Origin of the sequence: Pelomonas margarita, assembly GCF_043555875.1 — a bacterium.
Classification (GTDB): Bacteria; Pseudomonadota; Gammaproteobacteria; order Burkholderiales; family Burkholderiaceae_C; genus Pelomonas; species Pelomonas margarita.
Genome location: NZ_JBIGHW010000015.1, coordinates 58611 through 82980, shown reverse-complemented (window position 1 = coordinate 82980; position 24370 = coordinate 58611). Strand labels below are relative to the sequence as shown.

At 70.3% G+C, this 24370-nt stretch carries 23 protein-coding genes; 12 read left to right on the top strand and 11 right to left on the bottom strand.

Translation table 11 applies throughout. From position 1 onward, the window contains the following. Position 1: 1 nt before the first annotated feature. Both nadC and ACG0Z3_RS20530 read right to left on the bottom strand, forming a co-directional pair. A complete protein-coding gene (nadC, locus tag ACG0Z3_RS20535; protein ID WP_394401191.1) occupies positions 2-865 on the bottom strand; it encodes a carboxylating nicotinate-nucleotide diphosphorylase in 864 nt (287 codons plus the stop codon). Further along, positions 865-1563: a fumarylacetoacetate hydrolase family protein gene (locus ACG0Z3_RS20530; RefSeq protein WP_394401158.1), complete on the bottom strand. Its 699-nt coding sequence runs from the start codon at positions 1561-1563 to the stop codon at positions 865-867. Before ACG0Z3_RS20530 ends, nadC begins: the two co-directional genes overlap by 1 nt. Between ACG0Z3_RS20530 and ACG0Z3_RS20525 the strand changes: the two genes are divergently transcribed. After that, a complete protein-coding gene (locus ACG0Z3_RS20525) occupies positions 1562-2455 on the top strand; it encodes a septal ring lytic transglycosylase RlpA family protein (RefSeq protein WP_394401155.1) in 894 nt (297 codons plus the stop codon). The genes ACG0Z3_RS20530 and ACG0Z3_RS20525 overlap by 2 nt on opposite strands. Here the strand turns inward: ACG0Z3_RS20525 and ACG0Z3_RS20520 are convergent. Beyond that, on the bottom strand, positions 2452-3108 hold the full coding sequence (locus ACG0Z3_RS20520) for a peroxiredoxin-like family protein (RefSeq protein ID WP_394401152.1): 657 nt from the start codon (positions 3106-3108) through the stop codon (positions 2452-2454). The genes ACG0Z3_RS20525 and ACG0Z3_RS20520 overlap by 4 nt on opposite strands. Here ACG0Z3_RS20520 and ACG0Z3_RS20515 point away from each other — a divergent pair. Then, positions 3107-3682, top strand: a complete 576-nt coding sequence (locus tag ACG0Z3_RS20515) for a TetR/AcrR family transcriptional regulator (RefSeq protein WP_394401149.1) — start codon at positions 3107-3109, stop codon at positions 3680-3682. The two genes, ACG0Z3_RS20520 and ACG0Z3_RS20515, sit on opposite strands and share 2 nt — an antisense overlap. Here ACG0Z3_RS20515 and ACG0Z3_RS20510 read toward each other — a convergent pair. Continuing rightward, the gene (locus ACG0Z3_RS20510) at positions 3679-4428 is read right to left on the bottom strand and encodes an SDR family oxidoreductase (protein ID WP_394401146.1); all 750 of its coding nucleotides are present in this window, start codon (positions 4426-4428) and stop codon (positions 3679-3681) included. The genes ACG0Z3_RS20515 and ACG0Z3_RS20510 overlap by 4 nt on opposite strands. A gap of 21 nt (positions 4429-4449) precedes the next feature. Between ACG0Z3_RS20510 and ACG0Z3_RS20505 the strand changes: the two genes are divergently transcribed. Both ACG0Z3_RS20505 and ACG0Z3_RS20500 read left to right on the top strand, forming a co-directional pair. After that, on the top strand, positions 4450-5637 hold the full coding sequence (locus ACG0Z3_RS20505) for a GGDEF domain-containing protein (protein WP_394401143.1): 1188 nt from the start codon (positions 4450-4452) through the stop codon (positions 5635-5637). Beyond that, a complete protein-coding gene (locus tag ACG0Z3_RS20500) occupies positions 5634-6791 on the top strand; it encodes a GGDEF domain-containing protein (protein WP_394401140.1) in 1158 nt (385 codons plus the stop codon). The genes ACG0Z3_RS20505 and ACG0Z3_RS20500 overlap by 4 nt, the downstream gene beginning before the upstream one ends. Positions 6792-6795: 4 nt before the next feature. On the opposite strand, the gene ACG0Z3_RS20495 is transcribed toward ACG0Z3_RS20500, so the two are convergent. Continuing rightward, on the bottom strand, positions 6796-7002 hold the full coding sequence (locus ACG0Z3_RS20495) for a hypothetical protein (protein ID WP_394401138.1): 207 nt from the start codon (positions 7000-7002) through the stop codon (positions 6796-6798). A 71-nt stretch (positions 7003-7073) separates the two neighbouring features. Beyond that, positions 7074-8567, bottom strand: coding sequence for a sulfatase-like hydrolase/transferase (locus ACG0Z3_RS20490; RefSeq protein ID WP_394401135.1), 1494 nt, complete (start codon positions 8565-8567; stop codon positions 7074-7076). A gap of 123 nt (positions 8568-8690) precedes the next feature. Between ACG0Z3_RS20490 and ACG0Z3_RS20485 the strand changes: the two genes are divergently transcribed. The 5 genes from ACG0Z3_RS20485 (at position 8691) to ACG0Z3_RS20465 (ending at position 14158) form a co-directional block, all read left to right on the top strand. Continuing rightward, a complete protein-coding gene (locus ACG0Z3_RS20485) occupies positions 8691-9677 on the top strand; it encodes a KpsF/GutQ family sugar-phosphate isomerase (RefSeq protein WP_394401133.1) in 987 nt (328 codons plus the stop codon). Further along, positions 9677-10252 (top strand): KdsC family phosphatase, encoded by a 576-nt coding sequence (locus ACG0Z3_RS20480; RefSeq protein WP_394401130.1) that lies wholly within the window; start codon positions 9677-9679, stop codon positions 10250-10252. The genes ACG0Z3_RS20485 and ACG0Z3_RS20480 overlap by 1 nt, the downstream gene beginning before the upstream one ends. Further along, the gene (gene lptC / locus ACG0Z3_RS20475; RefSeq protein WP_394401127.1) at positions 10249-10902 is read left to right on the top strand and encodes an LPS export ABC transporter periplasmic protein LptC; all 654 of its coding nucleotides are present in this window, start codon (positions 10249-10251) and stop codon (positions 10900-10902) included. The genes ACG0Z3_RS20480 and lptC overlap by 4 nt, the downstream gene beginning before the upstream one ends. Next, complete coding sequence (locus tag ACG0Z3_RS20470) at positions 10899-11672, top strand: SDR family oxidoreductase (RefSeq protein WP_394401124.1); 774 nt, start codon at positions 10899-10901, stop codon at positions 11670-11672. The genes lptC and ACG0Z3_RS20470 overlap by 4 nt, the downstream gene beginning before the upstream one ends. A gap of 203 nt (positions 11673-11875) precedes the next feature. After that, entirely contained in the window at positions 11876-14158 is a 2283-nt protein-coding gene (locus ACG0Z3_RS20465) for a DUF5916 domain-containing protein (RefSeq protein WP_394401121.1), read from the top strand. A 76-nt stretch (positions 14159-14234) separates the two neighbouring features. Here ACG0Z3_RS20465 and ACG0Z3_RS20460 read toward each other — a convergent pair whose 3' ends face one another. Together ACG0Z3_RS20460 and ACG0Z3_RS20455 are read right to left on the bottom strand one after the other, a co-directional pair. Beyond that, positions 14235-15797, bottom strand: a complete 1563-nt coding sequence (locus tag ACG0Z3_RS20460; protein WP_394401119.1) for a peptide MFS transporter — start codon at positions 15795-15797, stop codon at positions 14235-14237. Between the two features lie 326 nt (positions 15798-16123). Further along, positions 16124-16912: an exodeoxyribonuclease III gene (locus ACG0Z3_RS20455; protein ID WP_394401117.1), complete on the bottom strand. Its 789-nt coding sequence runs from the start codon at positions 16910-16912 to the stop codon at positions 16124-16126. Positions 16913-17092: 180 nt separating this feature from the next. Here ACG0Z3_RS20455 and ACG0Z3_RS20450 point away from each other — a divergent pair, with 180 nt between their 5' ends. The 3 genes from ACG0Z3_RS20450 (at position 17093) to ACG0Z3_RS20440 (ending at position 20816) form a co-directional block, all read left to right on the top strand. Further along, entirely contained in the window at positions 17093-19354 is a 2262-nt protein-coding gene (locus tag ACG0Z3_RS20450) for a TonB-dependent receptor (RefSeq protein WP_394401114.1), read from the top strand. A gap of 107 nt (positions 19355-19461) precedes the next feature. Then, a complete protein-coding gene (pyrE, locus tag ACG0Z3_RS20445; RefSeq protein ID WP_394401111.1) occupies positions 19462-20127 on the top strand; it encodes an orotate phosphoribosyltransferase in 666 nt (221 codons plus the stop codon). Continuing rightward, the gene (locus tag ACG0Z3_RS20440; RefSeq protein WP_394401108.1) at positions 20127-20816 is read left to right on the top strand and encodes a hypothetical protein; all 690 of its coding nucleotides are present in this window, start codon (positions 20127-20129) and stop codon (positions 20814-20816) included. Before pyrE ends, ACG0Z3_RS20440 begins: the two co-directional genes overlap by 1 nt. A 156-nt stretch (positions 20817-20972) precedes the next feature. Here ACG0Z3_RS20440 and gatB read toward each other — a convergent pair whose 3' ends face one another. The 3 genes from gatB to gatC all read right to left on the bottom strand — a co-directional run bounded on the left by gatB (position 20973) and on the right by gatC (position 24289). Beyond that, entirely contained in the window at positions 20973-22424 is a 1452-nt protein-coding gene (gatB, locus tag ACG0Z3_RS20435; protein WP_394401105.1) for an Asp-tRNA(Asn)/Glu-tRNA(Gln) amidotransferase subunit GatB, read from the bottom strand. Between the two features lie 81 nt (positions 22425-22505). Then, positions 22506-23993, bottom strand: a complete 1488-nt coding sequence (gene gatA, locus ACG0Z3_RS20430; protein ID WP_394401102.1) for an Asp-tRNA(Asn)/Glu-tRNA(Gln) amidotransferase subunit GatA — start codon at positions 23991-23993, stop codon at positions 22506-22508. Next, positions 23990-24289, bottom strand: a complete 300-nt coding sequence (gene gatC / locus ACG0Z3_RS20425) for an Asp-tRNA(Asn)/Glu-tRNA(Gln) amidotransferase subunit GatC (RefSeq protein WP_394401100.1) — start codon at positions 24287-24289, stop codon at positions 23990-23992. Before gatC ends, gatA begins: the two co-directional genes overlap by 4 nt. Between the last annotated feature and the right edge of the window lie 81 nt (positions 24290-24370).

Below are 24370 nucleotides of genomic sequence, written 5' to 3'. Positions count from 1 at the left end.
CTCAGGCCGGCCCCAGCACCCGCATCGAGTAGTCGGTCGCGCGCACGTCCTTGGTCAGGCGGCCGATGGAGATGCGGTCCACGCCGGTGGCCGCGATCCAGCGCAGCTGCTCCAGCGCCACGCCGCCCGACACCTCCAGCAGCGCCCGACCCGCGTTGACGGCCACGGCCTCGCGCATCTGCGCCTCGCTGAAGTTGTCCAGCAGCACGCTGACCGCGCCTGCATCCAGCGCCTCGTGCAGCTGGGCGATGGTCTCCACCTCGACCTGGATGTCCACGCCGGATTTCAGAGCCTGCGCAGCGCGCAGCGCCAGCGCCACGCCGCCAGCGGCCGCGATGTGGTTTTCCTTGATCAGGATGCCGGCATACAGCGCCAGCCGCTGGTTCTGCCCGCCACCCACGCGCACCGCGTACTTCTGCGCCAGGCGCAGGCCGGGCAGCGTCTTGCGCGTGTCCAGAATGGCGCAGCCCCGTGGGTTGGCGCTGGCGCCGGCGACCGCGTCCACATGGGCACGGGTGGTGGTAGCTGTGAAGGACAGCAGCTGCAGGAAGTTCAGCGCCGGACGCTCGGCGCTCAGCAGCAGCCGGCCATCGGCCTCGATGCGGCAGACGATGCTGTCGGCCGCCATCACCGCGCCTTCGTCGTACAACCAGGTGATGCGCGCGCTGGCGTCCAGTGCGGCGAACACACCGTCAAACCACTCACGGCCGCACAGCACGGCCTGCTCGCGCACGCGCACCTGTGCCGCCACGCGTCGGCCGGCGGGCACGAGCTGGGCCGTCCAGTCGCAGCGGCCGATGTCCTCGGCCAGCGCGTCGTGGATGTTGCGGGCGCGGGCCTGCGCCAAGGTCTCTTCTTCAAACATCATTCGGCCGGCCCGATCGTCAGTGCAATGTCGCCCAGGCCCTCGATGCGGCCCGTGATCACGTCTCCCGGCAGCACCGCGCCCACACCGGCCGGCGTGCCGGTATAGATGAGGTCGCCCGGCAGCAGGCGGTACAGCTGCGACAGGTTGGACACGATCTCGGCCTGGCGCCAGATCATGTCGGCCAGGTCGCCGCGCTGCTTCTCCACGCCGTTGACGGCCAGCGTGATGGCACCACTCGCCAGCAGGCCCACGTCGGCCACGCGCACGATCTCGCCCAAGATGGCTGACTGGTCGAAGCCCTTGGCCGTGTCCCAGGGCTTGCCGGCCGCCCTGGCTGCGGCCTGCAGGTCGCGGCGCGTCATGTCCAGGCCCGGCGCGTAGCCCCAGATGGCGGCCGTCGCAGCCTCGGGCGTGACCTTGAACACCGGCGCGCCAACGGCGATCACCAGCTCCATCTCGTAGTGGTAGTTCTTCGTCTCGGTCGGGTAGGGCACGGTGGCGCCCGAGGGCGTCAGCGCGGTGGCCGGCTTGGTGAAGTAGAACGGCGGCTCGCGCGTCGGGTCGGCGCCCATCTCGCGGGCATGATCGGCATAGTTGCGGCCGACGCAGAAGATGCGGCGCACCGCGTAGCGCGCGTCCGTGCCGCGCACCGCGGCACTGGGAATCTCGGCCGGAGGAAAGACGAAGTTGCTCATGGATTGGCATCGCCAATGGACACAGACCGCGCAGCATACTGGGCCGGCCCTGGCGCTCGCGCTGGCGGCGCTGCTCAGCGGCTGCGCCAGCCGCCCGCCGGCCAGCGGCCGTGACGGCCCCGAGGCCAACCCGCCCGCCAACCTCGGCCAGGTGCCCGACGCCGTGCCGCGCCTGGAGCCCATCCGCGTAGGCGGCCCCAACAAGCCCTACGAGGTGCTGGGCGAGCGCTACGAGCCGATCACCGTGGACGCGCCCTACACCGACCGCGGCCTGGCCTCCTGGTACGGCAAGAAGTTCCACGGCCGCCCCACGGCCAGCGGCGAGGTCTACAACATGTACGCGATGACAGCCGCGCACCCGACGCTGCCCATCCCCAGCTACGCGCGGGTGCGCAACCCGGCCAACGGGCGCGAAGTCATCGTGCGCGTGAACGACCGCGGCCCCTTCCACAAGGGTCGCATCATCGACCTCAGCTACACCGCCGCGCTGAGGCTGGACCTGCTGCGGGGCGTGGCGCCGGTTGAGGTGCGACGCATCACCTACGCCGAGATCCGCGCCGGCCAATGGCAGTCGACCACCGAGCCGGCGCCGCTCTTCGTGCCCGACGGCGTCCCCGGCGCCCCGCAGCGAGAGGGCACGCCCGGCGCGTCCATCGGCGCCGGCGTGTGGCTGCAGTTCGGTGCGTTCAGCCGGCTGGACGGCGCCGAGGCGCTGCGCCAGAAGGTCGCCGAGGCCGAGCTGGGCCTGCTGCCGCTGCTGACCATCGTGCGCGAGGCCGGCCTGCACCGGCTGCGCGCCGGCCCCTTCCCCAGCGTGGACGAGGCGCGCACGCTGGCCGACCGCCTACGCAGCGAGCGCGGGCTGGACAGCAGTCTGATCGAGAAGCGTTAGCCCGCCAGTACCGGGCGCGGCACGGGTGTCGCCAGCGCGGCCTGGATGGCGTCGAGCGGCAGATGGTCATCGAGATGACGGCCGTAGTGGGCAAGGACGACGCGGCCGTCAGGGCCGATCAGGAAATCGGCCGGCGTGCGGTCGACCGGGCCGTCGATGCGCCCCGGCAAGAAGCCGGCAGCCAGCGCGCGCACGGCCGCCACCAGCGTCGGCCAGCGCAGCATCGCCACCCAGCTGCGTTCGACGGCGTAGCTGCGGTACAGCACCATGTCGGGGTCTGCGACCAGTGGGAACGGTAGTGGCATGCGTCCAGCATGGCGACGGATGCTCGCCGCATCGGACTGGAACACGCCCACCATCGCCACCCCTGCCGCCGCCAGCCCCGGTGCAGCCTCGCGGAGGTCACGCACCCGCAGGTTGCACAGCGGGCAGGACGCATAGCGGTAGAACGACAGCAGCACCATCCGGCCCTGCAGCGCCTGCAGCGAGACGGGGCTACCGAAGACATCCACGGCCTGAAAGTCGGGCGCCCGCTGCTCTGCTTGAATACGCATGGAAATTTCCACTTTTGGACGATCGACCAACCTTATCAGGTCGATCGTCCAAAAACAAGCCGAGTCCTTCGGATCGACTGCTACGATCCCGCGACGCATGAGCACCTCGACTGACACCCCGCCGACCGCACAGGAGCGCATCGTTGACGCAGCGCTGCGGCTGTTCGAGAAGCACGGCTACGCCTCCACCTCCATCGCCGACGTGGCTGCCGAGGCCGGCATGCTCAAGGGCAACCTGGCCTACTACTACCCGACCAAGCCCGCCCTGCTGGAAGCCGTCCTGCGCCGGCGCCAGGCTGAGCTTGAGCAGGCGCTGGGCCTGACAACGGAGGCCTCACCGGCCGAGACCATCGAGCGGCTGCTGTCCTATGTCGAGACGCACGCCGCCGAGGTGGCGCTATCCGGCTGCCCCATCGGCAGCCTGGCCACCGAGCTCGGCAAGCTCGACGACCGCCTGCACCCGCCGGCCGCCGGCCTGCTGCTGGGCCTGCAGGCCTGGTTGCGGCAGCAATTCGAGCGCGTGCTGCCGGCGGCGGCGGCGCAGGATTGCGCGGAACACCTGCTGGCAACACTGCAGGGTGCTGCCGTGCTGGCCCAGGCCGGGCGCAACGCCGACGTCATCCGGCGACGCGTGGACGCCAGCCGCGCCTGGCTTGCCGGCGTGCTGGCCTAGCGCCCGCCTGCCACGTCCAGCAGCGCACCCACCGTGTAGCTGGCCGCGTCGCTGAGCAGCCAGGCCACGGCCTCGGCGATCTCCTCGGGGCGGCCCAGGCGCTGGATGGGCAGCGTGGCGGCTGCACCCTGCGCGTCCATGCCGCTGCGGCCGTGGATGTCGGTCTCGATGATGCCGGGCCGCACGCCGTTGACGCGGATGCCCTCGCTGATGAGCTCACGGGCCAGGCCCTTGGTGAGCGTGTCCACGGCGCCCTTGGTGGCGGCGTAGTCCACATAGATGCCGGCCGAGCCGTACTCGGCCGCCCGCGAGCTGAGGTTGACGATGGCGCCGCCGGCCCCGCCATGGACCGTGCTCATGCGCCGCGCGGCCTGCTGGCAGCACAGCAACGTGCCGATCACGTTGACATCGAACAGCCGGCGCCAGCGCGCGGGGGTCATGTCTTGCAGCCGGGCGGCCGGCGCCACGATGCCGGCGTTGTTGACGAGGCCGCCGAGGCGGCCGCCAGCCGCGTCCAGCCGCGCGAACATCGCGGCCACCTGGGCCTCGTCCGCCACGTCCGCCTGCAGGGTCAGCGCACGCTGTCCCCAGCCTTGCACCTGACTGGCCAGCTGCTCGGCAGCGGCGCTATCCTGCGCGTAATTGATGGCCACGTCCCAACCGGCCTCGGCGCAGCGCCGTGCGGTGGCCGCGCCGATGCCGCGCGACGCGCCGGTGATCAAGATCCAGGTGCTTGTGTCTGGCATGGCGGCTCCTTCTTCCTCTGCATGGATTTCCTCGACGTCTCGACGATTCTGCAGGTCAGCGCGCTGTTCAACCTGATGGCGGCACTGGCCTGGCTGGTGCTGGCCCAGAGTTTTCGCATCGCGCCGCGGGCCAGCCGGCTGATGGCGGCCGGGCATCTGCTGTGGCTGTTGACCCAAGGCTGCACCGCATGCATGGCCGGCTGGCCCGCCCTGCTGCGCGATGGCATCCCGGAGTTCGGCCTGCTGGGCTGCCTGGCGCTGCTGCTGCTGGCAGTGCGCCGCATGCTGCGCAGCCGTCAGCGCGCCACGGATATGGCCTGGGTGAGCGGCCTGGGGGCGCTGGGTATCGCCATCGGCCTGGCGCTGCAGGGCAGCGTGCTGGCGCAGTTCGCCAGCACCGCTGCGGCCACTGTGCTGGCGGCGCTGGCCACACGCGAGGTGGTGCGCTGCACCGGTGGTGAGCTGTCGCGCGTGGTGGGGGGCCTGACCACGCTGCCCTTCGTCGCCATGGTGCTGATCGGCCTGGCCCATGGCGCAGAGCTGCTGACCGAACCGGCCTGGGCCGCCCGCACGTTGGCCAGCACACCGCCCTCCGCCGCGCGCGCCTCGTTGTGGCTGCTGGTCACGGTCAGCACCACGCTCAGCCTGATCGCGTTGATGATCTGGCGCGTCGTCGCGCGCATCCAGCACCTCACCTTCCGTGACCCGCTCACCGGCGCGCTGAACCGGCGCGCCTTCGAGCAGGCCCTGGCCGATGCGCAAGCCCAGCTGCAGCGCGGCCATGGCTTCGCGCTGGCCATGATCGACATCGACCACTTCAAGCGCATCAACGACCAGCACGGCCACCAGGCCGGTGACGCGGCGCTGCAGCACTGCGTGCGCATCTGGCAGGCCAACCTGCGCGAGGTGGACCGGCTGGGCCGGCTGGGTGGCGAGGAGTTCTGCGCGTTGCTGCCGCTGGCGACTGCCGGCGACCTCTCGGCCGCCGCCACAGTGGCGGAGCGGCTGCGCGCCAGCCTAGCAGCACAGCCGCTGCGCTGGCACGGCCTGGCGCTGCCGCTGTCGGCCAGCATCGGCGTGGCCCTGCCAGTGGCGCGCGACACCCTGGGGGAGATCGGCCTGGTGCGCGCCGACGCCGAGCTCTACCGCGCCAAGGCCGAGGGCCGCAACCGCGTCTGCGTGGCCACACCACTGAGCGGCAACGCATGATCTCGCCCGCGCAGACGCTGACGCTGCTGGCCGCCATCATCATGGTGGGTGCCATCGCCTCACTGGTGTGGGTGTCGCTGGCCTGGGCGGCCCGCGTCACCCCCCGCGCCTCGCTGCTGATGGCCGGCGCCAACCTGGCCTCGGCGGCGTCGCTGGCGCTGCACGCGCTGCGCGGCAAGCTGCCCGACCTGCTGACCTACCGGCTCAGCGACCTGCTGGCGGTGCTGTCCTTCGCGCTGCTCGGCACGGCCGCGCAAGCCGTCTACAACCGCCACCCGCCCTGGCGCGCAACGGCCATCACGGCCGCAGCTGCCGGCGCACTGCTGACATTGCTGCCCTATGACGGCGACTTGCGCTGGCCGGCCCGCGTCGTGAACGCCAGCTGCGCCCTGCTGACGCTGGCCGCCGGCACGGCGGTGTGGCGCCAGCTGCGCGCCATCGACGTGCGACGCACCCCGGCCCGGCTGGCGCTGCCGCTGCTGCTGATCGGCGCGCTGATGGCGGCCCGAGGGCTGGAGACCTTCGTCAACCCCGGGCGCACGCCCGACATGCGGCTGCCCACGCCATTCAACCTGGCCTTCCTGTGGGCGGCACTGGTGCTGACGCTGGTGCAGAACTCGACGCTGGCCTTCCTGGTGCTGATGCGCCTGATCCAGCGCATCGAACGGCTGCTGGAGCGCGACGCGCTGACCGACACGCTGAACCGCCGCGCCTTCGACTGCGCGCTGGCCGACGCGCATGCCTGGCTCAAACGCGGCCGGGGCTATGCGCTGGTGATGATCGACATGGACCGCTTCAAGCAGCTCAACGACACGCTGGGCCACGCGGCTGGCGACGCCGCGCTGCGCCAGATGGTGCGCGAGCTGCAGCCCTGCCTGCGCGAGGTGGACCGCTTCGGCCGACTAGGCGGCGAGGAGTTCTGCGTGCTGCTGCCCGACACCGACATCGCCGGCGCCGCCCTGGTGGCTGAGCGCATGCGTGCGCTGGTGGAGGCCGCGCCGCTGCGCTGGCTTGAGCAGGACTGGCCGCTGAGCGCCAGCTTCGGCATCACCGAGGCCGAGCGCGGCGACGCCGATGGCGGCACGGTGATGGCCCGCGCCGACGCGGCCATGTACCGCGCCAAGGGCCAGGGCCGCAACGTCGTGCAGCCCTGAGCGCTCAGCAGCGCCGCCGCGTGTCCAGCACCTCGGCCTCCTGGCGCGGGCTGTAGACGCGCCGGCTGCCTTCGGCCAGCAGCTGCTCCATCGTGCAGCGGTTGGCCGGCGCAGACGGACCGTCCAGCCCCAGGCGCGGCTCGACCGCACGGTGCGGCAGGCCGGGCGGCGGCATCAAGGGGGTCAGCAGGCGGCGAGGCAGGGCGTTCATGGCGGCAGCGATGAGAGCGGCTTGCTGGTACAGACGCCTTACGGGCCCGCCTTGCGACAACCCGCCTTGAATCAGCGCCCCGCCAGCCACAGCCGCTGGAAGAACGGCGATCGGCAGGACAGGCGGCCGTCCACGCGCGCCAGGCCGTCGCGCTCCACGAGCGTCGCGGGCTGGGCCTCGGCCAGCAGCGACACGCCCAGGCCCAGCCGGTGCGGCTGCGGCGACCAGCGCAGGCCGATGGCCTCGGCCAGCGTGGGCAACACATCCACATGCGTGAACTCGCGCTGCCGGTCGGCCCCGGGCAGCAGCCGGCCGGCGGCGTCATAACGGGCCAGCGCATGGAAAACGGCGCGACCGCCGGCAGCCGGCGGCTGCAGCTCGTCGTCCAGCAGCGGCGCGGGGTTCAGGTGATCCCCCATCACCCACACCACCTTGGGCCGGCCATCGCGCTGCGCGACAAAGCCCTGTACCAGCCGCACCACGGCCCGGTCGGTGCAGCGCAGCGCGCCGCGCATCAGCTCGGTGGGCTGCTCATCGTCGTCCTCGTCGGCCGGTCGGGGGGCGGCCGTGTCGCAGCCTGGCTCGCGCGCCCCGGCCGGGCCGTGGGTGTTGACGGTCAGCACGAAGCGCAGCTGCGGCGCGCTGCCGGCCACCGGGCGCTGCAGGTCGGCGAGCACATGGCCCACCAGCGCGCTGTCCAGCAGGCCCCAGCCCTGCGACGGCACCGGCACGCCGGCCTGCCGCCATTGCTCGGCGCCGAAGCGCCGACCCACGCCGTGATCCTGCAAAAACTGCCCCTTGCCGGCAAAGCGCAGCGAGGCCCCGCCGTAGAAGCTGAGCTGCCAGCCCTGCGCCGCCAGCACGTCGGTCAGACAGCTGCCGCCGGCGAAGAACTGGCTGGCGTACTCGAAGGCGTTGCGGCTCATGACGCCCACTGGCTGCAGCGGCAGGCCGCACAGCGCGCCGAACAGCCCGCCCATCGTCCAGCTGGCACCGCTGAGGTTACGCAACTGGCCCAGGGTCTGCATCTCGCCCTGCCAGCGGGCCAGGGCCGGCAGCAGCGCCGCGGCCGGGTCGCGCGGGCGGGTGTAGGCCTGGTCCAGCGACTCGACGAACACCAGCAGCACATCCGGCCGCACGGCCGGCGCGACCCAGTGCACGCGGTCCGGCGCCACGTAATGGCGGGCGAGGTAGTCGCTGCCGTCGGGCTCGGGCTCGCAGGGGTCGGCCACCGTCGCCTGCACCGACACCACGGCCCCGACCCCCAGCAGGCCCAGCAACGGCCATCGGGGCCAGCGCCGCAGCCGCCCGAGCAGCAGCAGGCTGAGCGCCGTCAGCGCGACGACGCCGGCCAGGCAGCGCAGCGCGCGCCACTGCAGCCGGCCGTCGGCCTCACCCAGGCCGCCATGCTGCAGGTGGAACAGCACCTGGTCTGGCGTGACCAGCCCGAAGTAATGGCGCATGAACCAGCTGACGCCCACCACCGCCCACAACGTGAACACCAGCAGCACCAGCCAGGCACGGCGCGACGACGGGGAAGGACGGAACGGCAGGGCAGCAGGCATCACCGGCCAGTCTGGGTACCGCGCTTTGCCGACGTGTCTGCACTCTGTTGCCGAGTGTTGTGCCGTGCAAAGCACTGTGCGCCATGGCCGCGCATGGCGGCGGGCCTTGTCTACACTGGCCGCATGAGTTCCCCCGTTTTTGACGCCCAGCGCGCCATCGAGATCGGCCGCCAGGCGCTGGCCGTCGAGGCCCGTGCGCTGGCCGAGCTGGCGCCGCGCCTGGCCGAGCCGTTTGCGCACGCGGTGCAGGTCATCCTGGGCTGCCGTGGCCGCGTGGCCGTGATGGGCATGGGCAAGAGCGGCCACGTGGGCCGCAAGATCAGCGCCACGCTGGCCTCCACCGGCACGCCGGCGCTGTTCGTCCACCCCGCCGAGGCGGCCCATGGCGACCTGGGCATGGTGACCGGCGGCGACATCGTGCTGGCGCTGTCCAACTCCGGCGAGAGCGACGAGCTCAACGCCATCCTGCCGGTGCTCAAGCGCCTGGGCGTGCCCGTCATCGCCGTCACCGGCCGGGCGCAGTCCAGCCTGGCCGCGCATGCCGACATCGTGCTGGACAGCGCCGTCGCCGAAGAGGCCTGCCCGCTGCAGTTGGCGCCCACCGCCAGCACCACGGCGCAGATGGCGCTGGGCGACGCACTGGCCGTGGCGCTGCTGGACGCGCGCGGCTTCAAGGCCGAGGACTTCGCCCGATCGCACCCGGGCGGCGCGCTGGGCCGCAAGCTGCTCACGCATGTGCGCGACCTGATGCGCAGCGGCGACGCGCTGCCCCGCGTGGCCGCTGACACCCCCTTCACCGAGCTGATGCGCGAGATGAGCGCCAAGGCGCTGGGCATGGCGGTCGTCGTCGATGCCGAGGATCGCGTGCAGGGCATCTTCACCGACGGCGACCTGCGCCGCCTCATCGAGCAGGGCCGCGACCTGCGGGCGCTGACCGCCGCCGAGGTGGCCCACCCAAAGCCACGCACCGTGCCTGCCGAGGCGCTGGCCGTGGACGCCGCCGACCTGATGGAAGCCGCCCGCATCACCGTGGTGCTCGTCGTGGACGCTGAGCGCCGGCTGCTGGGTGCCGTCAGCATCAACGACCTCATGCGCGCAAAGGTGATCTGATGGCGGCACTTCACTTCCCGACCGAGCTGCTCGTGCGCGCGCAGGGCACGGGCCTGGCCATCAAGGCCGCGCTGTTTGACGTGGACGGCGTGCTGACCGACGGCCGCATCTACATCGGCGAGCGCGGCGAAGAGTTCAAGGCCTTCAGCACGCTGGACGGCCACGGCCTGAAGTCGCTGCTGCAGGTGGGCATCACGCCGGTCATCATCACCGGCCGCGACAGCCCCGCCGTGCGCCGCCGCGTGGCCGACCTCGGCCTGCCGCACGCGCTGTACGGCATCAGCGACAAGCTGGCCGCCGCCCGCCCGCTGCTGCAGCAGCTGGGCGTGGACTGGGGCGAGGTGGCTGCCATGGGCGACGACTGGCCCGACCTGCCGCTGCTCAGCCGCGCTGGCTTCGCCTGCGCGCCGCCCGGAGCCCATGCGGAAGTGCTGGCAGTGGCTCACCACGTCACGCGCGCGCCAGCCGGCTTCGGCGCGGCACGCGAGTGCTGCGACCTGCTGCTGATGGCGGCTGGCCACTACGAGCGGCTGCTGCACGCCCACCACGAGACGCTGGACGGAGGGCGCGGTTGAACGCGACAACGTTGCCGGCCCCGACGCCGCGCCGCCGCCCGCCCCAGCCCTGGCTGTGGCGCGTGCAGGGCCTGCTGTCCAACTACCTGCCGCTGCTGCTGATGTCCTTCCTGGCCGGCGGCACCTGGTGGCTGGTGAAGAACACGCCGCTGCTGGGCGAGGCCGGTGAGCTGGCACCGCCGCGCCATGTGCCCGACTACCGCATGGCCAACTTCGAGATCCAGCGCATCGGCGCGGACGGCCGGCTGAGCGTGCAGATCGCCGGCGCCGAGCTGCGCCACTACCCGGACACCGACACCATCGAGATCGACAACGTGCGCGTGCGCGCCATCGCGCCGGACGGCACGCTGGCCATCGCCGACGCGAAGCGCGCCATCAGCAACGCCGACGGCAGCGACCTGCAACTGAGCGGCGACGTGCGGCTGCGCCGCCTGCCCGCCGGGGCCGGCGACGACAACCCGGCGCTGATGGAAGTGCGCAGCGAGTTCATGCAGGCGCTGTCCAACAGCGAGGTGCTGCGCTCCCACCTGCCCACCACCGTGCGCCAGGGCGGCGTGACGCTGAACGTCGGCAACTTCGAGTACCGCCACCTGACCGGCCAGCTGCGCTTCGCGGGCAAGGCGCAGGGGCAGATCAACGCCAGCCGATGAGCGAGCTGGTCTTCATCACTGGCGCGTCAAGCGGCATCGGCCAGGCACTGGCGCTGCGCTACTACCGCGATGGCGCCCGCCTCGCGCTGGTGGCTCGCCGCACGGACGAGGTCGCGCGCTGGGCCGCCGAGCAGCAACTGGACGCCGCCCGCTTCGCCATCTACGGCGCCGACGTGGCTGACAGCGAGGCCATCGCCCGCGCCGGCCGCGACTGCATCGCGCGCCAAGGCCTGCCCGACGTCGTCATCGCCAACGCCGGCATCAGCGTCGGCATGGACACCACGCAGTTCGACGACCTGGACGTCATGCGCCGCACCTTCGCCACCAACAACGTGGGCCTGGCCGCCACCTTCCACCCCTTCGTGGACGCCATGTGCCGGCGCGGCAGCGGCACGCTGGTGGGCGTGGCCAGCGTGGCCGCCATCCGCGGCCTGCCGGGGCACGGCGCCTATTGCGCCAGCAAGTCGGCGGTGGTGGCCTACTGCGAGAGCCTGCGGGGCGAGTGCAGGTCCTTCGGCGTGCGCGTGGTCACGCTGCTGCCAGGCTACATCGACACGCCGCTGACCCGCGGCAACCGCTACAGCATGCCCTTCCTGATGCCGGTGGAAGACTTCGCCGCGCAGGCGGTGCGGGCCATCCGCGCGCAGGTCAGCTACCGCGTCATCCCGTGGCAGATGGGCGTGCTGGCCAAGATCCTGCGGCTGCTGCCCAACAGCCTGTACGACCGCCTGCTGGCGCGCCGGCCGCGCAAGAAGCGCGCGACCGAATAACTGCACGGCTACACTGCGCGCCTCGCACCGAATGCTGCCGCACCGAAGCAGCCGAGGAGGTCACCATGTTGAAGGTTCTTCACCCCTGCTGACGCCCGCGCGCTGACGTCCATCCAGCGCTCGCCCTCCGCTGCCCGCACCGGGCTCCCTGCATCTCGCCGCCGCCCGACCCGGGTCTGCGGCGCCTTCGGTTCGTTCACACGATGACATCCCGCCTTTTCGGCCTGGGCCTGCTCGCCCTGGCCCTGCCCGCCTGGGCCCAGCCCCCCACGGCCCTGCGTCTGGGTGCTGCTGGCACCGCACCGCACATCGACGGCCGGCTCGACGACGACGCCTGGCAGCGCGCGCCCGTGCACGACCGCTTCGTGCAGTTCCTGCCCGCCGACCGGCAGCCCGCGCGCTGGCGCACGACGATGCAGGTGCTGGTCACGCACGACGCCCTCGTCTTCGGCATCCGCGCCTGGGACCCCGAGCCCGGCCGCCTGGTGGCGCCGCTGGCGCGTCGCGACCAGGTCAAGTCCGATCAGGATTTCGTCACAGTCTTCATCGACCCCGTGGGCCACCGCCGCACGGCGCAGTACGCGCGCGTCAGCCCGGCCGGCGTGCTGGAGGATGGCCTCTTCAGCGCCGAGGACGACGCCGAAGACAGCGCGCCCGACTTCGACCTGCAGGCCGCCGCGCAGCGCCTGCCGGACGGCTACAGCGTCGAGCTGCGCTGGCCGCTGGCGGCGCTGCGCTTCCCGCACACGGACGGCGCACCGTGGCGCGTGATGGTCACGCGCAACATCCCGCGCGAGCAGCGCACGCTGGATGTCAGCGCGCCGGCCATGACCAAGAGCGTGCTGAACTTCATCGCCGAGCTGCAGCCGTTGGAGGGTCTGGGCGACCTGGTGGCGCAGGTGCGCGAGCGCAGCTTCATCACCTTGCGGCCCGAGCTGACGCTGCGCTCCACGACCACGCGTGACGACGCCGGCCCGACGCGGCGCACCCGCAAGGCCTCGCTGGGCGCGGAGTTCAAGTGGCGGCCACGCGCCGACTGGGTTGTTGACGCGACACTGAACCCCGACTTCTCCCAGGTGGAGCTGGACGAGCCCCAGCTCGCCGGCAACACGCGCTTCGCGCTCAGCGTGCCGGAGAAGCGGCCGTTCTTCCTGGAGAGCGCCGACGTCGTGGGCCCCACACAGGCCGACGAGTCTGGCGAGAACCGCAGCCTCGCAGCCTTCTACACACGCGCCATCACCGCCCCGTCCTGGGGCCTGCGCGCCACCTGGCGCGGCGCTGGCGCCGAGGCCACGGCGCTGCACCTGCGCGATGGCGGCGGCGGCCCGGTGCTGCGGGCAGGCGCGTTTGCCACACGCACGGGCGTGCAGCCGCGCGACTCGGAGGCCAGCTTCGCGCGCGGGCGCCTGCAATGGGGCGCGCTCGGCCTGGCCGGGCTGGTGTCGCACCGCGACTTCGGGCCCGGGCTCACGACGCAGGTGGCCGGCAGTGACGGCACCTGGCGTGCGGGCGACAACGACCAGTGGCGCGGCCACTTGCTGCTGTCGGCCACCACGCTGAGCGTGGACGAAGACGGCGGGGTCGGGCGTGTGGCGCGCCAGCACGGCCACCGCGCGTGGCTGGGCTGGCGCCACCTCGATGCGGACTGGTTCGCCAACGTCAACGTCGAGGAGGTCAGCCCGCGCTTCGCCAACGACAACGGCTTTGTCAGCCAGAGCGGCATCCGCCGCGCGTCGCTGTTCGGCTACCGGCGCCTGGGCGAGCGCCAGCTGCTGGGCGTGGACATGCACGAGAGCGAGCTCACGCTCAAGCTGCAGGAGACGCGCACGCTGGCCGACCCGCTGCTGGGCGTGGCGGCCCAGCAGGTGGTGGACCGACTGTTCCAGCCGGGCTTCTGGTTCGCCGCCGCGCGCAACACCGGCGTCTGGGGGCATGTGGGGCTGGACAGCTACCGCGCGAGGAGCGGCGGTCGGCGGCACGACACGCGCACCCTGCTGCTGGGCGTGGAGTCCAACCCGGGCGAGTGGCTGAGCTTCCTGATGGCCGAGGTCGAGTGGGGCCGCCGTCTGGACGTGGAGGCCGACCGCGTGGGCACGGGCCTGCAAGCCCAGCTGGAGGCCAAGCTGCGCACGCCGCTGCCGGGCGGCTGGTGGCTGGAGTTCGAGCAGCGCCTGGGCCTGGGCACCGTGGACGCGCCCGATGGCCGGCGCGCCTTCACCGACCGCAGCGCGCAGAGCCTGGTGGTGCTGCACCTCAGCGCACGCGACACGCTGCGACTGATCCACCAGCAATCGCACACCACACGCCGTGAGGACGCCGCCCTCGGCCTCGCGGCGGCCGCCGAGCGCCAACGCCAGCTGGCGCTGATGTTCCAGCACCGCGTGGGGCTGTCGCGCCTGGCCAGCCTGGGCCTGAACCGCGCCAGCGCACGCCCCGGCCTGGCACGCGGCCACGAGCTGTTCGCCAAGCTGACGCTGGGCTACTGACGCCCGCCTCGGCGGGCAACGAAAAAGCCGCCAGGCCCGGCGGGCGCTGGCGGCTTTGCAGCAGCGGAACGCAGGCTCAGTGCACGCCGTGCATCCACTTCTTCATCAGTGGCGTCATGGCCATCAGCACGACACCGGCGCCGATGGGGATGACGGTGAAGATGAGGAAGAAGGCCGACATCGAGTACGTGGACGAGATGTGGTCGATGTAGGCGCCGGTGGAGCCGGCGATCTTGTTGGCGATGGCGGAGTTCAGGAACCAGACGCCGAACATCAGGCCCAGCAGGCGCGCTGGGGCCAGCTTGGAGATGTAGCTCAGGCCCACCGGCGACAGGCACAGCTCGCCCATGGTGTGGAACAGGTAGGCCAGCGCCAGGAACATCATGCTGACCTGCGCGGTCTTGGCGCCTTGCGGGATGCCAGCCGAGCCGTAGGACAGCACGGCGAAGCCCAGGCCCAGCAGCACCAGGCCGGTGCCGAACTTGACCGGGCCGGACGGGTTCCACTTGTCCTCCCACATCTTGGAGAACATCGGCGCCAGCACGACGATGAAGAAGCTGTTCAGCACGCCGAACCAGGTGGCGGGCACCTCGCTCTGGTCCATCGCGAACTCGCGGCCCAGCATCCACAGGCACAGGCCCCAGATGATGGCGAAGGCCAGCGCCAGCGAGGCATTGGCCAGCGCGTACTTGCCGCCCGTGGCGCGGTAGAGCTTGAACAGCAGCCAGGTCAGGATGGCGGCCGGCACCAGCGTCATCGCGGTGTTGATGACCTTGAAGATCAGCCCGGCGCTGCCACTGAGCGTGCGGTCGGTGTAGTCGGCCGCGAAGATGGTCATGGAGCCACCGGCCTGCTCGAACGCGAACCAGAAGAAGATCGTGAAGAACGAGAACACGAAGATGGCCTTCAGGCGGTCGGCCACCACGTGCTTGGGCGTGTCGTCCTGGGCCTCGGCGGCGGCCAGGCGCGCGGCGGACTCGGCGTCCACCTTGTCACCGATCTTGCCGAACAGCCCCTGGCTGAGCCAGAACTGCAGCGCGCCCAGAATCATGAAGATGCCGGCCAGACCGAAGCCCAGGTTCCAGGAGATCTTCTCGCCGATGTAGCCGCACAGCGAGATGCCGAAGAAGGCACCGGCGTTCACGCCCATGTAGAACAGGGTGTAGCCGCCGTCGCGGGCGCCCTCGTTGTCCTTGCCATAGAGCTGGCCCACGATGGCCGAGATGTTGGGCTTGAACAGACCGGTGCCGAGCACGATGAGGGCCAGGCCCGCGTAGAAGCTGGGCACCGTCTCCAGGAACAGCGCGATGTGGCCGGCGGCGATGATGAAGCCGCCCAGCAGCACCGAGCGGCGCGTGCCCAGGATGCGGTCGGCCACATAGCCGCCGAGGATGGGTGTCAGGTAGACAAACAGCGTGTACCAGCCGTACAGGTCCAGCGCCTGCTCGCGCGTCCAACCCCAGCCGCCCTTGCTGGCCTCGGCGATGAGGAACAGCACCAGCAGCGCCCGCATGCCGTAGTAAGAGAAGCGCTCCCACATCTCCGTGAAGAAGAGGACGAACAGCTGGTTGGGCTGGCCAAGAATGGTGGCGCCTGCAGGCGGCGTGGCCGGATGGGCCACGGAGGTGGGGGTAGTCACGTCAGTCGTTCCAGGAGGGACCCGATAGGGCGGCGGCGCGGGCGGTGGCCCGCAGACAGGAGCGCGATTGTCCGGTCCCGGCGCGCGCTTTCTGCGCAGCGAGACCTCGGGATTCCCCTGAAGGCAAGGCCCGCGCGGGCCGACTCAGCGACGGCTTTGCCGCCTCAGAGGTTGAGAGTTTTTCGGCCGTGCCAGAAAGGCGCGGCAAAGCGCCCTCGAACTAGGCGCAAAGCGCAGCCATAGCTCGGGCTATGGCGAGCATTTGCAACGACGGGCGAGGGCGTTTTGGCGTGCAAGGCGGGCATGGGTGAAAAACTCTCAGCCTCTCAGAGCTGGAAGTCGTAGTCGATGCTCAGCGGCGCGTGGTCGCTGAACTTCTGGTCCTTGTAGATGGACTGGGTGCGGGCCAGCGCGGCCAGCGCCGGTGTGGCCAGGTGGTAGTCCAGCCGCCAGCCCACGTTGTTGGCGTAGGCCTGGCCCCGGTTGCTCCACCACGTGTAGCAGGTGTCGGTCGTGTCGGGCTGCAGCCGGCGGTAGACGTCCACCAGGCCGCCCTCGCTCAGCAGGCGCGTCATCCAGGCGCGCTCCTCGGGCAGGAAGCCGCTGTTCTTCTGGTTGCTGCGCCAGTTCTTCAGGTCGGCTTCCTGGTGCGCGATGTTCACGTCGGCCACCAGGATGAACTCGCGCTCGGCCTTCAGTGCCTGCAGGTGCGGGTACATCGCGGCCAGGAAGCGGTACTTGGCCTGCTGGCGGTCCTCACCCGAGGAGCCGCTGGGGAAGTAGCAGCTGATGAGGCTGAGCTTGCGGCCGGGCTTGTCGTAGCGGGTCTCCACCCAGCGGCCCTCGCCGTCGAACTCGCCGCCGTCGAAGCCGATGAGGACCTCGCTGGGCTCCTGCGCCGTGTACAGGCCCACGCCCGAATAGCCCTTCTTCTCTGCGTAGTGGAAGTGGCCCGCCAGGCGGTCGCAGGTGCGGAACTGCGCCTCGACGACATCGGCCTGCGCCTTGAGCTCTTGCACGCCCACGGCGTCGGCCTTCTGCTGGGCCAGCCAGTCGAAGAAGCCCTTGCTGGCGGCGGAACGCACGCCGTTGAGGTTGGCGGTGATGAAGCGCATCGGGTTTCCGAGGAGATGAGGCGGCGCGCAGTATCGCAGTGCAGCAAACGCACAACACCCCGGCCCGCTTTCATCACGAAAGCGTCATCTGATCTTTACGATCCCGTAGGAAAGAGAGGCGTTACAGCGCCCATTTTTTTGTTCCGCGCAGCCCAACCCCCGTCAACCCGAGGATTTTTCATGCCGAACCCCCGTCTCACTCCGACCCTGCTCGCGCTCGCGCTGGGCGCGGCCTTCCCGATGCAGGCCGCCGTGGCACAAGCCGCCGCCGCGCCGGAAGCCAAGAAGGACGTCAGCCAGCTGGAGGCCGTCATCGTGACCGGCAGCCGCCGCGCCGAGAACCTCAAGGACGTGCCGCTGTCGATCTCGGCGATCAAGTCCGAAGAGCTGGACACCTACAACGCCAGCGGCCAGGACATCCGCGCGCTGTCGGGCAAGGTGCCCAGCCTGAACATCGAGTCCGACTTCGGCCGCACCTTCCCGCGCTTCTATGTGCGCGGCCTGGGCAACACCGACTTCGACATGAACGCCTCGCAGCCCGTGGGCCTGGTGTACGACGACGTGGTGCAGGAAAGCATCGCGCTGAAGGGCTTCCCGGTCTTCGACATGGCGCAGGTGGAACTGCTGCGCGGCCCGCAGGGCACGCTGTTCGGCCGCAACTCGCCGGCCGGCGTCATGAAGTTCGACTCGGCCAAGCCGACCAAGAACCTGGAGGGTTACGCCAACATCGGCTTCGGCCGCTGGAACGCCACCAACCTGGAAGCCGCCGTCAACGTGCCGATCAGCAGTGCCCTGCAGGTCCGCGTGGCCGGCCTGGTGCAGCGCCAGGACGACCGCGTGCACAACCCCATCGCCGGCGCCACGTCCGACCTCGAGGGCTACAACGACAAGGCCCTGCGCGTGCAGGCCCTGTACAAGACCGCCGGCTTCGAAGGCCTGTTCAAGGTGCAGGCCCGTGACTACAAGGGCACGGCAACGACCTTCCGCGCCAACATCATCAAGAAGGGCACGAACGACTTCGTCGACGGCTACAACGACGCCTACTACCCCACCGACGGCTACAACTCGCAGACGCTGAAGTCCAACGAGGTCAGCGCCCGCCTGCGCTGGGATTTCACCGGCGTGTCGCTGTACTCCATCACGTCGCACGCCCGCGCCGAGTTCTACAGCCGCGGTGATGTGGACGGCGGCTTCGGCGCCCCCTACGCACCGCCGTCGGGCCCGAACTACGGCAGCCAGAACGCCAACATCCCGTTCGACGCGCAGACCGCCGACGGCATCCCCACGCTGCGCCAGACCACGCAGGAGTTCCGCCTGCAGTCCACCACCAGCGACGCGATGCAGTGGATCCTGGGCCTGTACTACTTCAACGAGAAGCTGCAGGTGGACAGCTTCAACTTCGACAGCTTCAACGCCGGCGACACGCAGAACGGCTATGCCGTGCAGCACCAGAACGCCAAGTCCTGGGCCGCCTTCGGCAACGTGAAGTACACGGTGACGCCGGAGCTCAAGCTCACGGCCGGCCTGCGCTACACGGACGACAAGAAGGACTTCGACGCCGCGCGCACACAGACACCGTTCGGCGGCAACAACGTCGGCCCGCTGCGCGCCAACCCCGCGTCGACGAACTGGAGCTGGGACCTGGGCGCCAACTACGCGCTGAGCAAGACCACCAGCCTGTTCACGCGCGTTGCCACCGGCTACCGCGCCCCGTCCATCCAGGGCCGCGTGCTGTTCGGCGACACCATCTCGGTAGCCAACTCCGAGAAGATGCTGTCCATCGAGGCCGGCTTCAAGGCCGACCTGCTGGACAACACCGCCCGCATCACCGGCACGGTGTTCAAGTACCGTGTGAAGGATCTGCAGCTGACCGCCGGCAGCGGCAGCGTCAACCAGAACCGCCTGGTCAACGCCGCCAAGGCCGAGGGCCAGGGCTTCGAGGTCGATGCGCAGGCCATCATCGCGCGCGACTGGCGCACGACGCTGGGCTTCTCGTACAACGACACGCAGATCAAGGACGCCGGCCTGTTCGTCTCGCCCTGCGGCTCGGGCTGCACGGTGCGCGACCCGGCGGGCCCGTTCGCCGGCACGGTCAGCATCAACGGCAACGACCTGCCGCGCGCGCCCAAGCTGGTGTGGAACTGGACGATGAAGTACAGCACCGAGCTGGCCGGCGGCGAGCTGACCGTGCTGACCGACTGGGCCTACAAGGACAAGTACAACATGTTCCTGTACGAGGCCGTGGAGTACCGCGCCAAGTCGGCGCTGGAGGGCGGCCTGCGCGTGGGCTACGCCTGGGCCGATGGCAAGTACGAAGTGGCCGCCTACGGCCGCAACATCACCAACCATCGTCAGATCGTGGCCGCCATCGACTTCAACAACATGACCGGCATCGTCAACGAGCCACGCAGCTACGGCGTGCAGTTCAAGGCCTCGTTCTGACGCCTGACGCTTTGCAGGCCTGACCTGCGACGTGGTGAGAATCACCTGGAGGCCCAACCCTTTCTAGGGGTCGGGCCTCTTTTTTTGACCCCTAGAATCTTTGCAACATGTATCCCGTTGCCGACCCACTCGCCCAGTCCTTTGTTGCCTTTGCCGTCGAGGCGGGCGTGCTGCGCTTCGGCGAGTTCAAGACCAAGGCCGGGCGCCTCAGCCCGTACTTCTTCAACGCCGGCCTGTTCGATGACGGCGCCAAGCTGGGCCGGCTGGCCGGCTTCTACGCGGAGCGCCTGATCGCGTCGGGTCTTGCCTTCGACATGATCTTCGGCCCGGCCTACAAGGGCATCACGCTGGCTGCTGCCGTGTCCATGGAGCTGGCCCGCCGCGGCCGCAACGTGCCCTTCGCCTACAACCGCAAGGAAGCCAAGGACCACGGCGAAGGCGGCACTCTCGTCGGCGCGCCGGTCAAGGGCCGCGTGCTCATCATCGACGACGTCATCTCCGCCGGCACCTCGGTGCGCGAGTCCATCCAGATGATCGAGGCCGCCGGCGCCACGCCCTGCGGCGTGTCCATCGCGCTGGACCGCCAGGAGAAAGCAGCCGAGGGCGGCGTGGACAGCACGCAGTCGGCCGTGCAGCAGGTGCAGGAACGCTACCAGCTGCCGGTCGTCGCCATCGCCGGCCTGGCCGACCTGCTGGCCTACCTGGACGGCGCGCCCGAGCTGGCCGCGCACCGGCCGGCCGTGCTGGCCTACCGAGAGCGTTACGGGGTCTGATGCGCCTGCTGCTCGTCACCGGTCTGCTGCTCACCGCCACCGCCTGGGCCCAGGACGGTGCGCCGGGCAAGGGCATCTACACCTGCACGACGGCCGACGGCCGGCGGCTGACGAGCGACCGCCCCATCGCCGAATGCACGGCGCGCGAGCAGCGCGTGCTCAACACCGACGGCTCGCAGCGCACGACGCTGCCGCCCTTCCTCAGCCCCGAGGAGCGCGCCGCCAAGGAGGCCGCCGACCGCCGCGCCGCAGCCGAGCGCATCGCCCAGCAGGACGCCGTCCGCCGTGACCGCTCGCTGGTGCAGCGCTACCCCACCGAGGCAGCACACCAACGCGCCCGCAACACCGCGCTGGACGACGCCAACAAGGCCATGCGCATCTCCGAGCGCCGCATCAAGGACCTCGGTGCCGAGCGCAAGCCACTGCTGGACGAGGCCGAGTTCTACAGGGGCCGGCCGCTGCCGGCCAAGCTCAAGCAGCAGCTGGACGCCAACGACGCCAGCGTCGAGGCGCAGCAGGTGCTCATCGAGAACCAGAAGGCCGAGATCGTGCGCATCAACACGCGCTACGACGCCGAACTGGCACGGCTGAAGAAGCTGTGGGCCGGCGCGGCGCCCGGCTCCATGCCGCCGTTGGGCGAGCTGCCCAAGGCGGCGCCGACGGCCACTGCCTCCGCACCCAAGCGCTAAGCGTTTTCCCTGGGGCCGAGCGCCGGGCCGCCCCAAGCCGGCCCGTCTGACGATGTGCTTGCCGGTCGATCCGGCAAGCATCGCCGCCCCCTTGGGGGGCCGACCGGGCTTGCCTGCGTTCAGCAGGGCAAGACTGGGCGAGGGGCAGGCTTCACTTCAGCCCAGCTTCTTTTTCAGCAGTTCGTTGACCAGCGCCGGGTTGGCCTTGCCCTTGGTGGCCTTCATGGCCTGGCCCACCAGCGCGTTGAACGCCTTGTCCTTGCCGGCGCGGAACTCGTCGACGGACTTCTGGTTGGCGGCCAGCACCTCGTCGAGGATGGCCTCGATGGCGCCGGTGTCGCTGACCTGCTTCAGGCCCTTGGCGTCGATGACGGCGTCCACGTCGCTCGCCTCGCCGGTCCACAGCACCTCGAACACCTGCTTGGCGGCGTTGTTCGAGATGGTGCCGTCCGAGATGCGAGCGATCAGCTTGGCCAGCAGCTCGGGGCCGACCGGCGCGGCGTCGATCTCGCCACCGCTCGCATTCAGCCGCTTGCTGATCTCGCCCATGACCCAGTTCGCCACCAGCTTCGGCACCGCTCCTGCGGCCTTGGCGGCCTCGTAGTAGCGGGCCGTCGCCAGGCTCTGCGTCATCATCGTCGCGTCGTACTCGGGCAGGCCATCGACCTCGATGAAGCGCGCGGCCATCACGGCCGGCAGCTCGGGCATCTCGCCCTTCACGCGCTCCACCCATTCCGGTGCGATCACCAGCGGCGGCAGGTCGGGATCGGGGAAATAGCGGTAGTCGGCCGAGTCTTCCTTGCTGCGCATCGCGCGGGTCTCGCCGGTGTCCGGGTTGTAGAGGACCGTAGCCTGCTGGATCTTGCGGCCGTCCTCGATCTCGTCGATCTGCCAGTTGACCTCGTAGTTCACCGCGTCCACAAGGAAGCGGAAGCTGTTGAGGTTCTTGATCTCACGGCGCGTGCCGAAGGGCTCGCCGGGCTTGCGGACGGACACGTTGACGTCGCAGCGGAACGAGCCTTCCTGCATGTTGCCGTCGCAGATGCCCAGCCACATCACCAGGGCGTGCAGCGTCTTGGCGTACTCGGCGGCTTCTGCGCCCGAGCGCATGTCGGGCTCGGAGACGATCTCCAGCAGCGGCGTGCCGGCGCGGTTCAGGTCGATGCCGGACTGGCCGTGGTAGTCCTCGTGCAGGCTCTTGCCGGCGTCTTCCTCAAGGTGGGCGCGGGTCAGGTTGACGACGTGCTTCTTGTCGCCGACGAAGAACTCCACCTTGCCACCCTGCACCACCGGGATCTCGAACTGGCTGATCTGGTAGCCCTTGGGCAGGTCGGGGTAGAAGTAGTTCTTGCGCGCGAAGATGGACAGCGGCGCCACCTTGGCGCCCACCGCCAGGCCGAAGCGGATGGCGCGCTCGACGGCGGCGCGGTTCAGCACTGGCAGCGTGCCGGGCAGCGCCAGGTCCACCGGCGACGCCTGCGTGTTGGGCTCCGCACCGAAGGCGGTGGAGCTGCCGCTGAAGATCTTGCTCTGCGTGGAGAGCTGGACGTGGTTTTCGAGGCCGATGACGACTTCGTAGCCGCGGATGAGTTGGTGGGTCGTGGGCATGTCAGATCAGACTCCGCAGAGCCGCCTCAAGGAGGCTGGCGCCCCCTCGGGGGGCAGCGAACATGGTGAGCGTGGGGGCCATCAGATTCCTGGCGCGGCCAGGTGCCAGTCGGTCGCCTGCTGCAGGGCGTGCGCGGTGTGCAGCAACTGCCCTTCCTTGAAATAGTTGCCGATCAGCTGCAGGCCGACGGGCATGCCGCCGGCGCCGGTGCCCACCGGCACGCTCATGCCGGGCAGGCCGGCCAGCGAGCCGGGCAGCGTGAAGATGTCGGCGAGGTAGGCCTGCGTCGGGTCGTCCTTGCCCTCGCCATGCTTCCAGGCGACGGTGGGCGCCACCGGACCGGCGATGACGTCGCACTGCGTGAAGCACTGCTGGAAGTCGTCCGCGATCATGCGGCGCAGCTTCTGAGCCTGCAGGTAGTAGGCGTCGTAGTAGCCGTGGCTTAGCACATAGGTGCCGATCATGATGCGGCGCTTGACCTCGGCACCGAAGCCTTCGGCACGCGTCTTCTTGTACATGTCGAGAAGATCGTCGTACTTCGCGGCCCGATGACCGAACTTGACGCCGTCGAAGCGGCTCAGGTTGGAACTCGCCTCGGCCGGGGCAATGATGTAGTACACGGGGATGGCCAGCTCGGTACGCGGCAGGCTGACGTCCACCAGCGTGGCGCCCAGCTTTTCCAGCTCGGCCAGGCCGGCACGCACGGCGGTATTCACGTCGGCCGACAGCCCGGCGGGGAAGAACTCCCGCGGCAGGCCGATACGCAGGCCCTTGAGCGGCTGCGCGGCGGTGGCGCCATCGCGGACGGCCAGCATCTGCGCGTGAAAGTCCTGCGGCGGCTGGTTGACGCTGGTCGCGTCGCGCTCGTCGAAGCCGCTCATGCTGGAGAGCAGCAACGCGCAGTCCTCGGCCGAGCGGGCCATCGGGCCGGCCTGGTCCAGGCTGGAGGCGAAGGCGATCATGCCGTAGCGCGAGCACACGCCGTAGGTCGGCTTGATACCGGTGATGCCGGTGAAGCTGGCCGGCTGGCGGATGGAGCCGCCGGTGTCGGTGCCGGTCACGCCGGGCACCAGGCGTGCCGCCACGGCGACGGCTGAGCCGCCGGACGAACCGCCGGGCACGCGACCCAGGTCCCATGGGTTGTTGGCCGGGAAGAAGGCGCTGTTCTCGTTGGCCGAGCCCATCGCAAACTCGTCGCAGTTCAGCTTGCCCAAAGAGACGGTGCCGGCCGCGTTCAGGCGGGCCACGACCGTGGCGTCGAACGGGCTGCGATAGCCGGCCAGCATCTTGGAGCCCGCCGTCGTCGGCATGTCGGACGTGACGTAGATGTCCTTGTGCGCGGTCGGCACACCGGTCAGTGCGCTGCCCTGGCCGGCGGCCAGCAGCGCGTCGGCCGCGGCCGCGCGGGCCAGTGCGCCGTCGGCGTCGACGTGCAAGAAGGCGCCCAGCGCCTTGTCATGCGCGGCGATGCGGGCCAGCAGCGCCTGCGTGGCCTCGCGGCTGGACAGCACGCGGGATTTCAGGGCGGCGGCCAGCTCGGCCACGCCCATGTCGTGAACGGGCTTCATTCGATGACCTTGGGAACGAGGAAGAGGCCGTCCTCGACGGCCGGGGCGCTGCGCTGGTTGGCTTCGCGCTGGTTGCTTTCGGTGACGGCGTCCTCGCGCAGGCGCAGCTGCACCTGCTGGATGGCCGACAGCGGCGTGTACAGCGGCTCGACGCCGGCCGTGTCGACGGCGCTCATCTGGCCGACGATCTTGAAGAAGTCGTTCAGGTTGCCGAGCAGGCTGGCGGATTCGGCCGGCTGCAGCTCCAACCGGGCCAGGTTGGCAATGCGGCTCACGTCGTCGTGGCTGAGGCTCATGGAGGGCGTTTTCAGGTGTAAGGATTGAGCCGAAAAGCGCGTGTCGGCAGGCTCAAAACAGGGGTGTTCGGTTATTATCGC

What these genes read in the sequence shown, in the direction of transcription:
- nadC (WP_394401191.1), bottom strand. Translation starts at nt 865, where the DNA reads ATGTTTGAAGAAGAGACCTTGGCGCAGGCCCGCGCCCGCAACATCCAC.
- ACG0Z3_RS20525 (WP_394401155.1), top strand. Translation starts at nt 1,562, where the DNA reads ATGGATTGGCATCGCCAATGGACACAGACCGCGCAGCATACTGGGCCG.
- ACG0Z3_RS20530 (WP_394401158.1), bottom strand. Translation starts at nt 1,563, where the DNA reads ATGAGCAACTTCGTCTTTCCTCCGGCCGAGATTCCCAGTGCCGCGGTG.
- ACG0Z3_RS20515 (WP_394401149.1), top strand. Translation starts at nt 3,107, where the DNA reads ATGAGCACCTCGACTGACACCCCGCCGACCGCACAGGAGCGCATCGTT.
- ACG0Z3_RS20520 (WP_394401152.1), bottom strand. Translation starts at nt 3,108, where the DNA reads ATGCGTCGCGGGATCGTAGCAGTCGATCCGAAGGACTCGGCTTGTTTT.
- ACG0Z3_RS20510 (WP_394401146.1), bottom strand. Translation starts at nt 4,428, where the DNA reads ATGCCAGACACAAGCACCTGGATCTTGATCACCGGCGCGTCGCGCGGC.
- ACG0Z3_RS20505 (WP_394401143.1), top strand. Translation starts at nt 4,450, where the DNA reads ATGGATTTCCTCGACGTCTCGACGATTCTGCAGGTCAGCGCGCTGTTC.
- ACG0Z3_RS20500 (WP_394401140.1), top strand. Translation starts at nt 5,634, where the DNA reads ATGATCTCGCCCGCGCAGACGCTGACGCTGCTGGCCGCCATCATCATG.
- ACG0Z3_RS20495 (WP_394401138.1), bottom strand. Translation starts at nt 7,002, where the DNA reads ATGAACGCCCTGCCTCGCCGCCTGCTGACCCCCTTGATGCCGCCGCCC.
- ACG0Z3_RS20490 (WP_394401135.1), bottom strand. Translation starts at nt 8,567, where the DNA reads ATGCCTGCTGCCCTGCCGTTCCGTCCTTCCCCGTCGTCGCGCCGTGCC.
- ACG0Z3_RS20485 (WP_394401133.1), top strand. Translation starts at nt 8,691, where the DNA reads ATGAGTTCCCCCGTTTTTGACGCCCAGCGCGCCATCGAGATCGGCCGC.
- ACG0Z3_RS20480 (WP_394401130.1), top strand. Translation starts at nt 9,677, where the DNA reads ATGGCGGCACTTCACTTCCCGACCGAGCTGCTCGTGCGCGCGCAGGGC.
- ACG0Z3_RS20470 (WP_394401124.1), top strand. Translation starts at nt 10,899, where the DNA reads ATGAGCGAGCTGGTCTTCATCACTGGCGCGTCAAGCGGCATCGGCCAG.
- ACG0Z3_RS20465 (WP_394401121.1), top strand. Translation starts at nt 11,876, where the DNA reads ATGACATCCCGCCTTTTCGGCCTGGGCCTGCTCGCCCTGGCCCTGCCC.
- ACG0Z3_RS20455 (WP_394401117.1), bottom strand. Translation starts at nt 16,912, where the DNA reads ATGCGCTTCATCACCGCCAACCTCAACGGCGTGCGTTCCGCCGCCAGC.
- ACG0Z3_RS20450 (WP_394401114.1), top strand. Translation starts at nt 17,093, where the DNA reads ATGCCGAACCCCCGTCTCACTCCGACCCTGCTCGCGCTCGCGCTGGGC.
- pyrE (WP_394401111.1), top strand. Translation starts at nt 19,462, where the DNA reads ATGTATCCCGTTGCCGACCCACTCGCCCAGTCCTTTGTTGCCTTTGCC.
- ACG0Z3_RS20440 (WP_394401108.1), top strand. Translation starts at nt 20,127, where the DNA reads ATGCGCCTGCTGCTCGTCACCGGTCTGCTGCTCACCGCCACCGCCTGG.
- gatB (WP_394401105.1), bottom strand. Translation starts at nt 22,424, where the DNA reads ATGCCCACGACCCACCAACTCATCCGCGGCTACGAAGTCGTCATCGGC.
- gatA (WP_394401102.1), bottom strand. Translation starts at nt 23,993, where the DNA reads ATGAAGCCCGTTCACGACATGGGCGTGGCCGAGCTGGCCGCCGCCCTG.
- gatC (WP_394401100.1), bottom strand. Translation starts at nt 24,289, where the DNA reads ATGAGCCTCAGCCACGACGACGTGAGCCGCATTGCCAACCTGGCCCGG.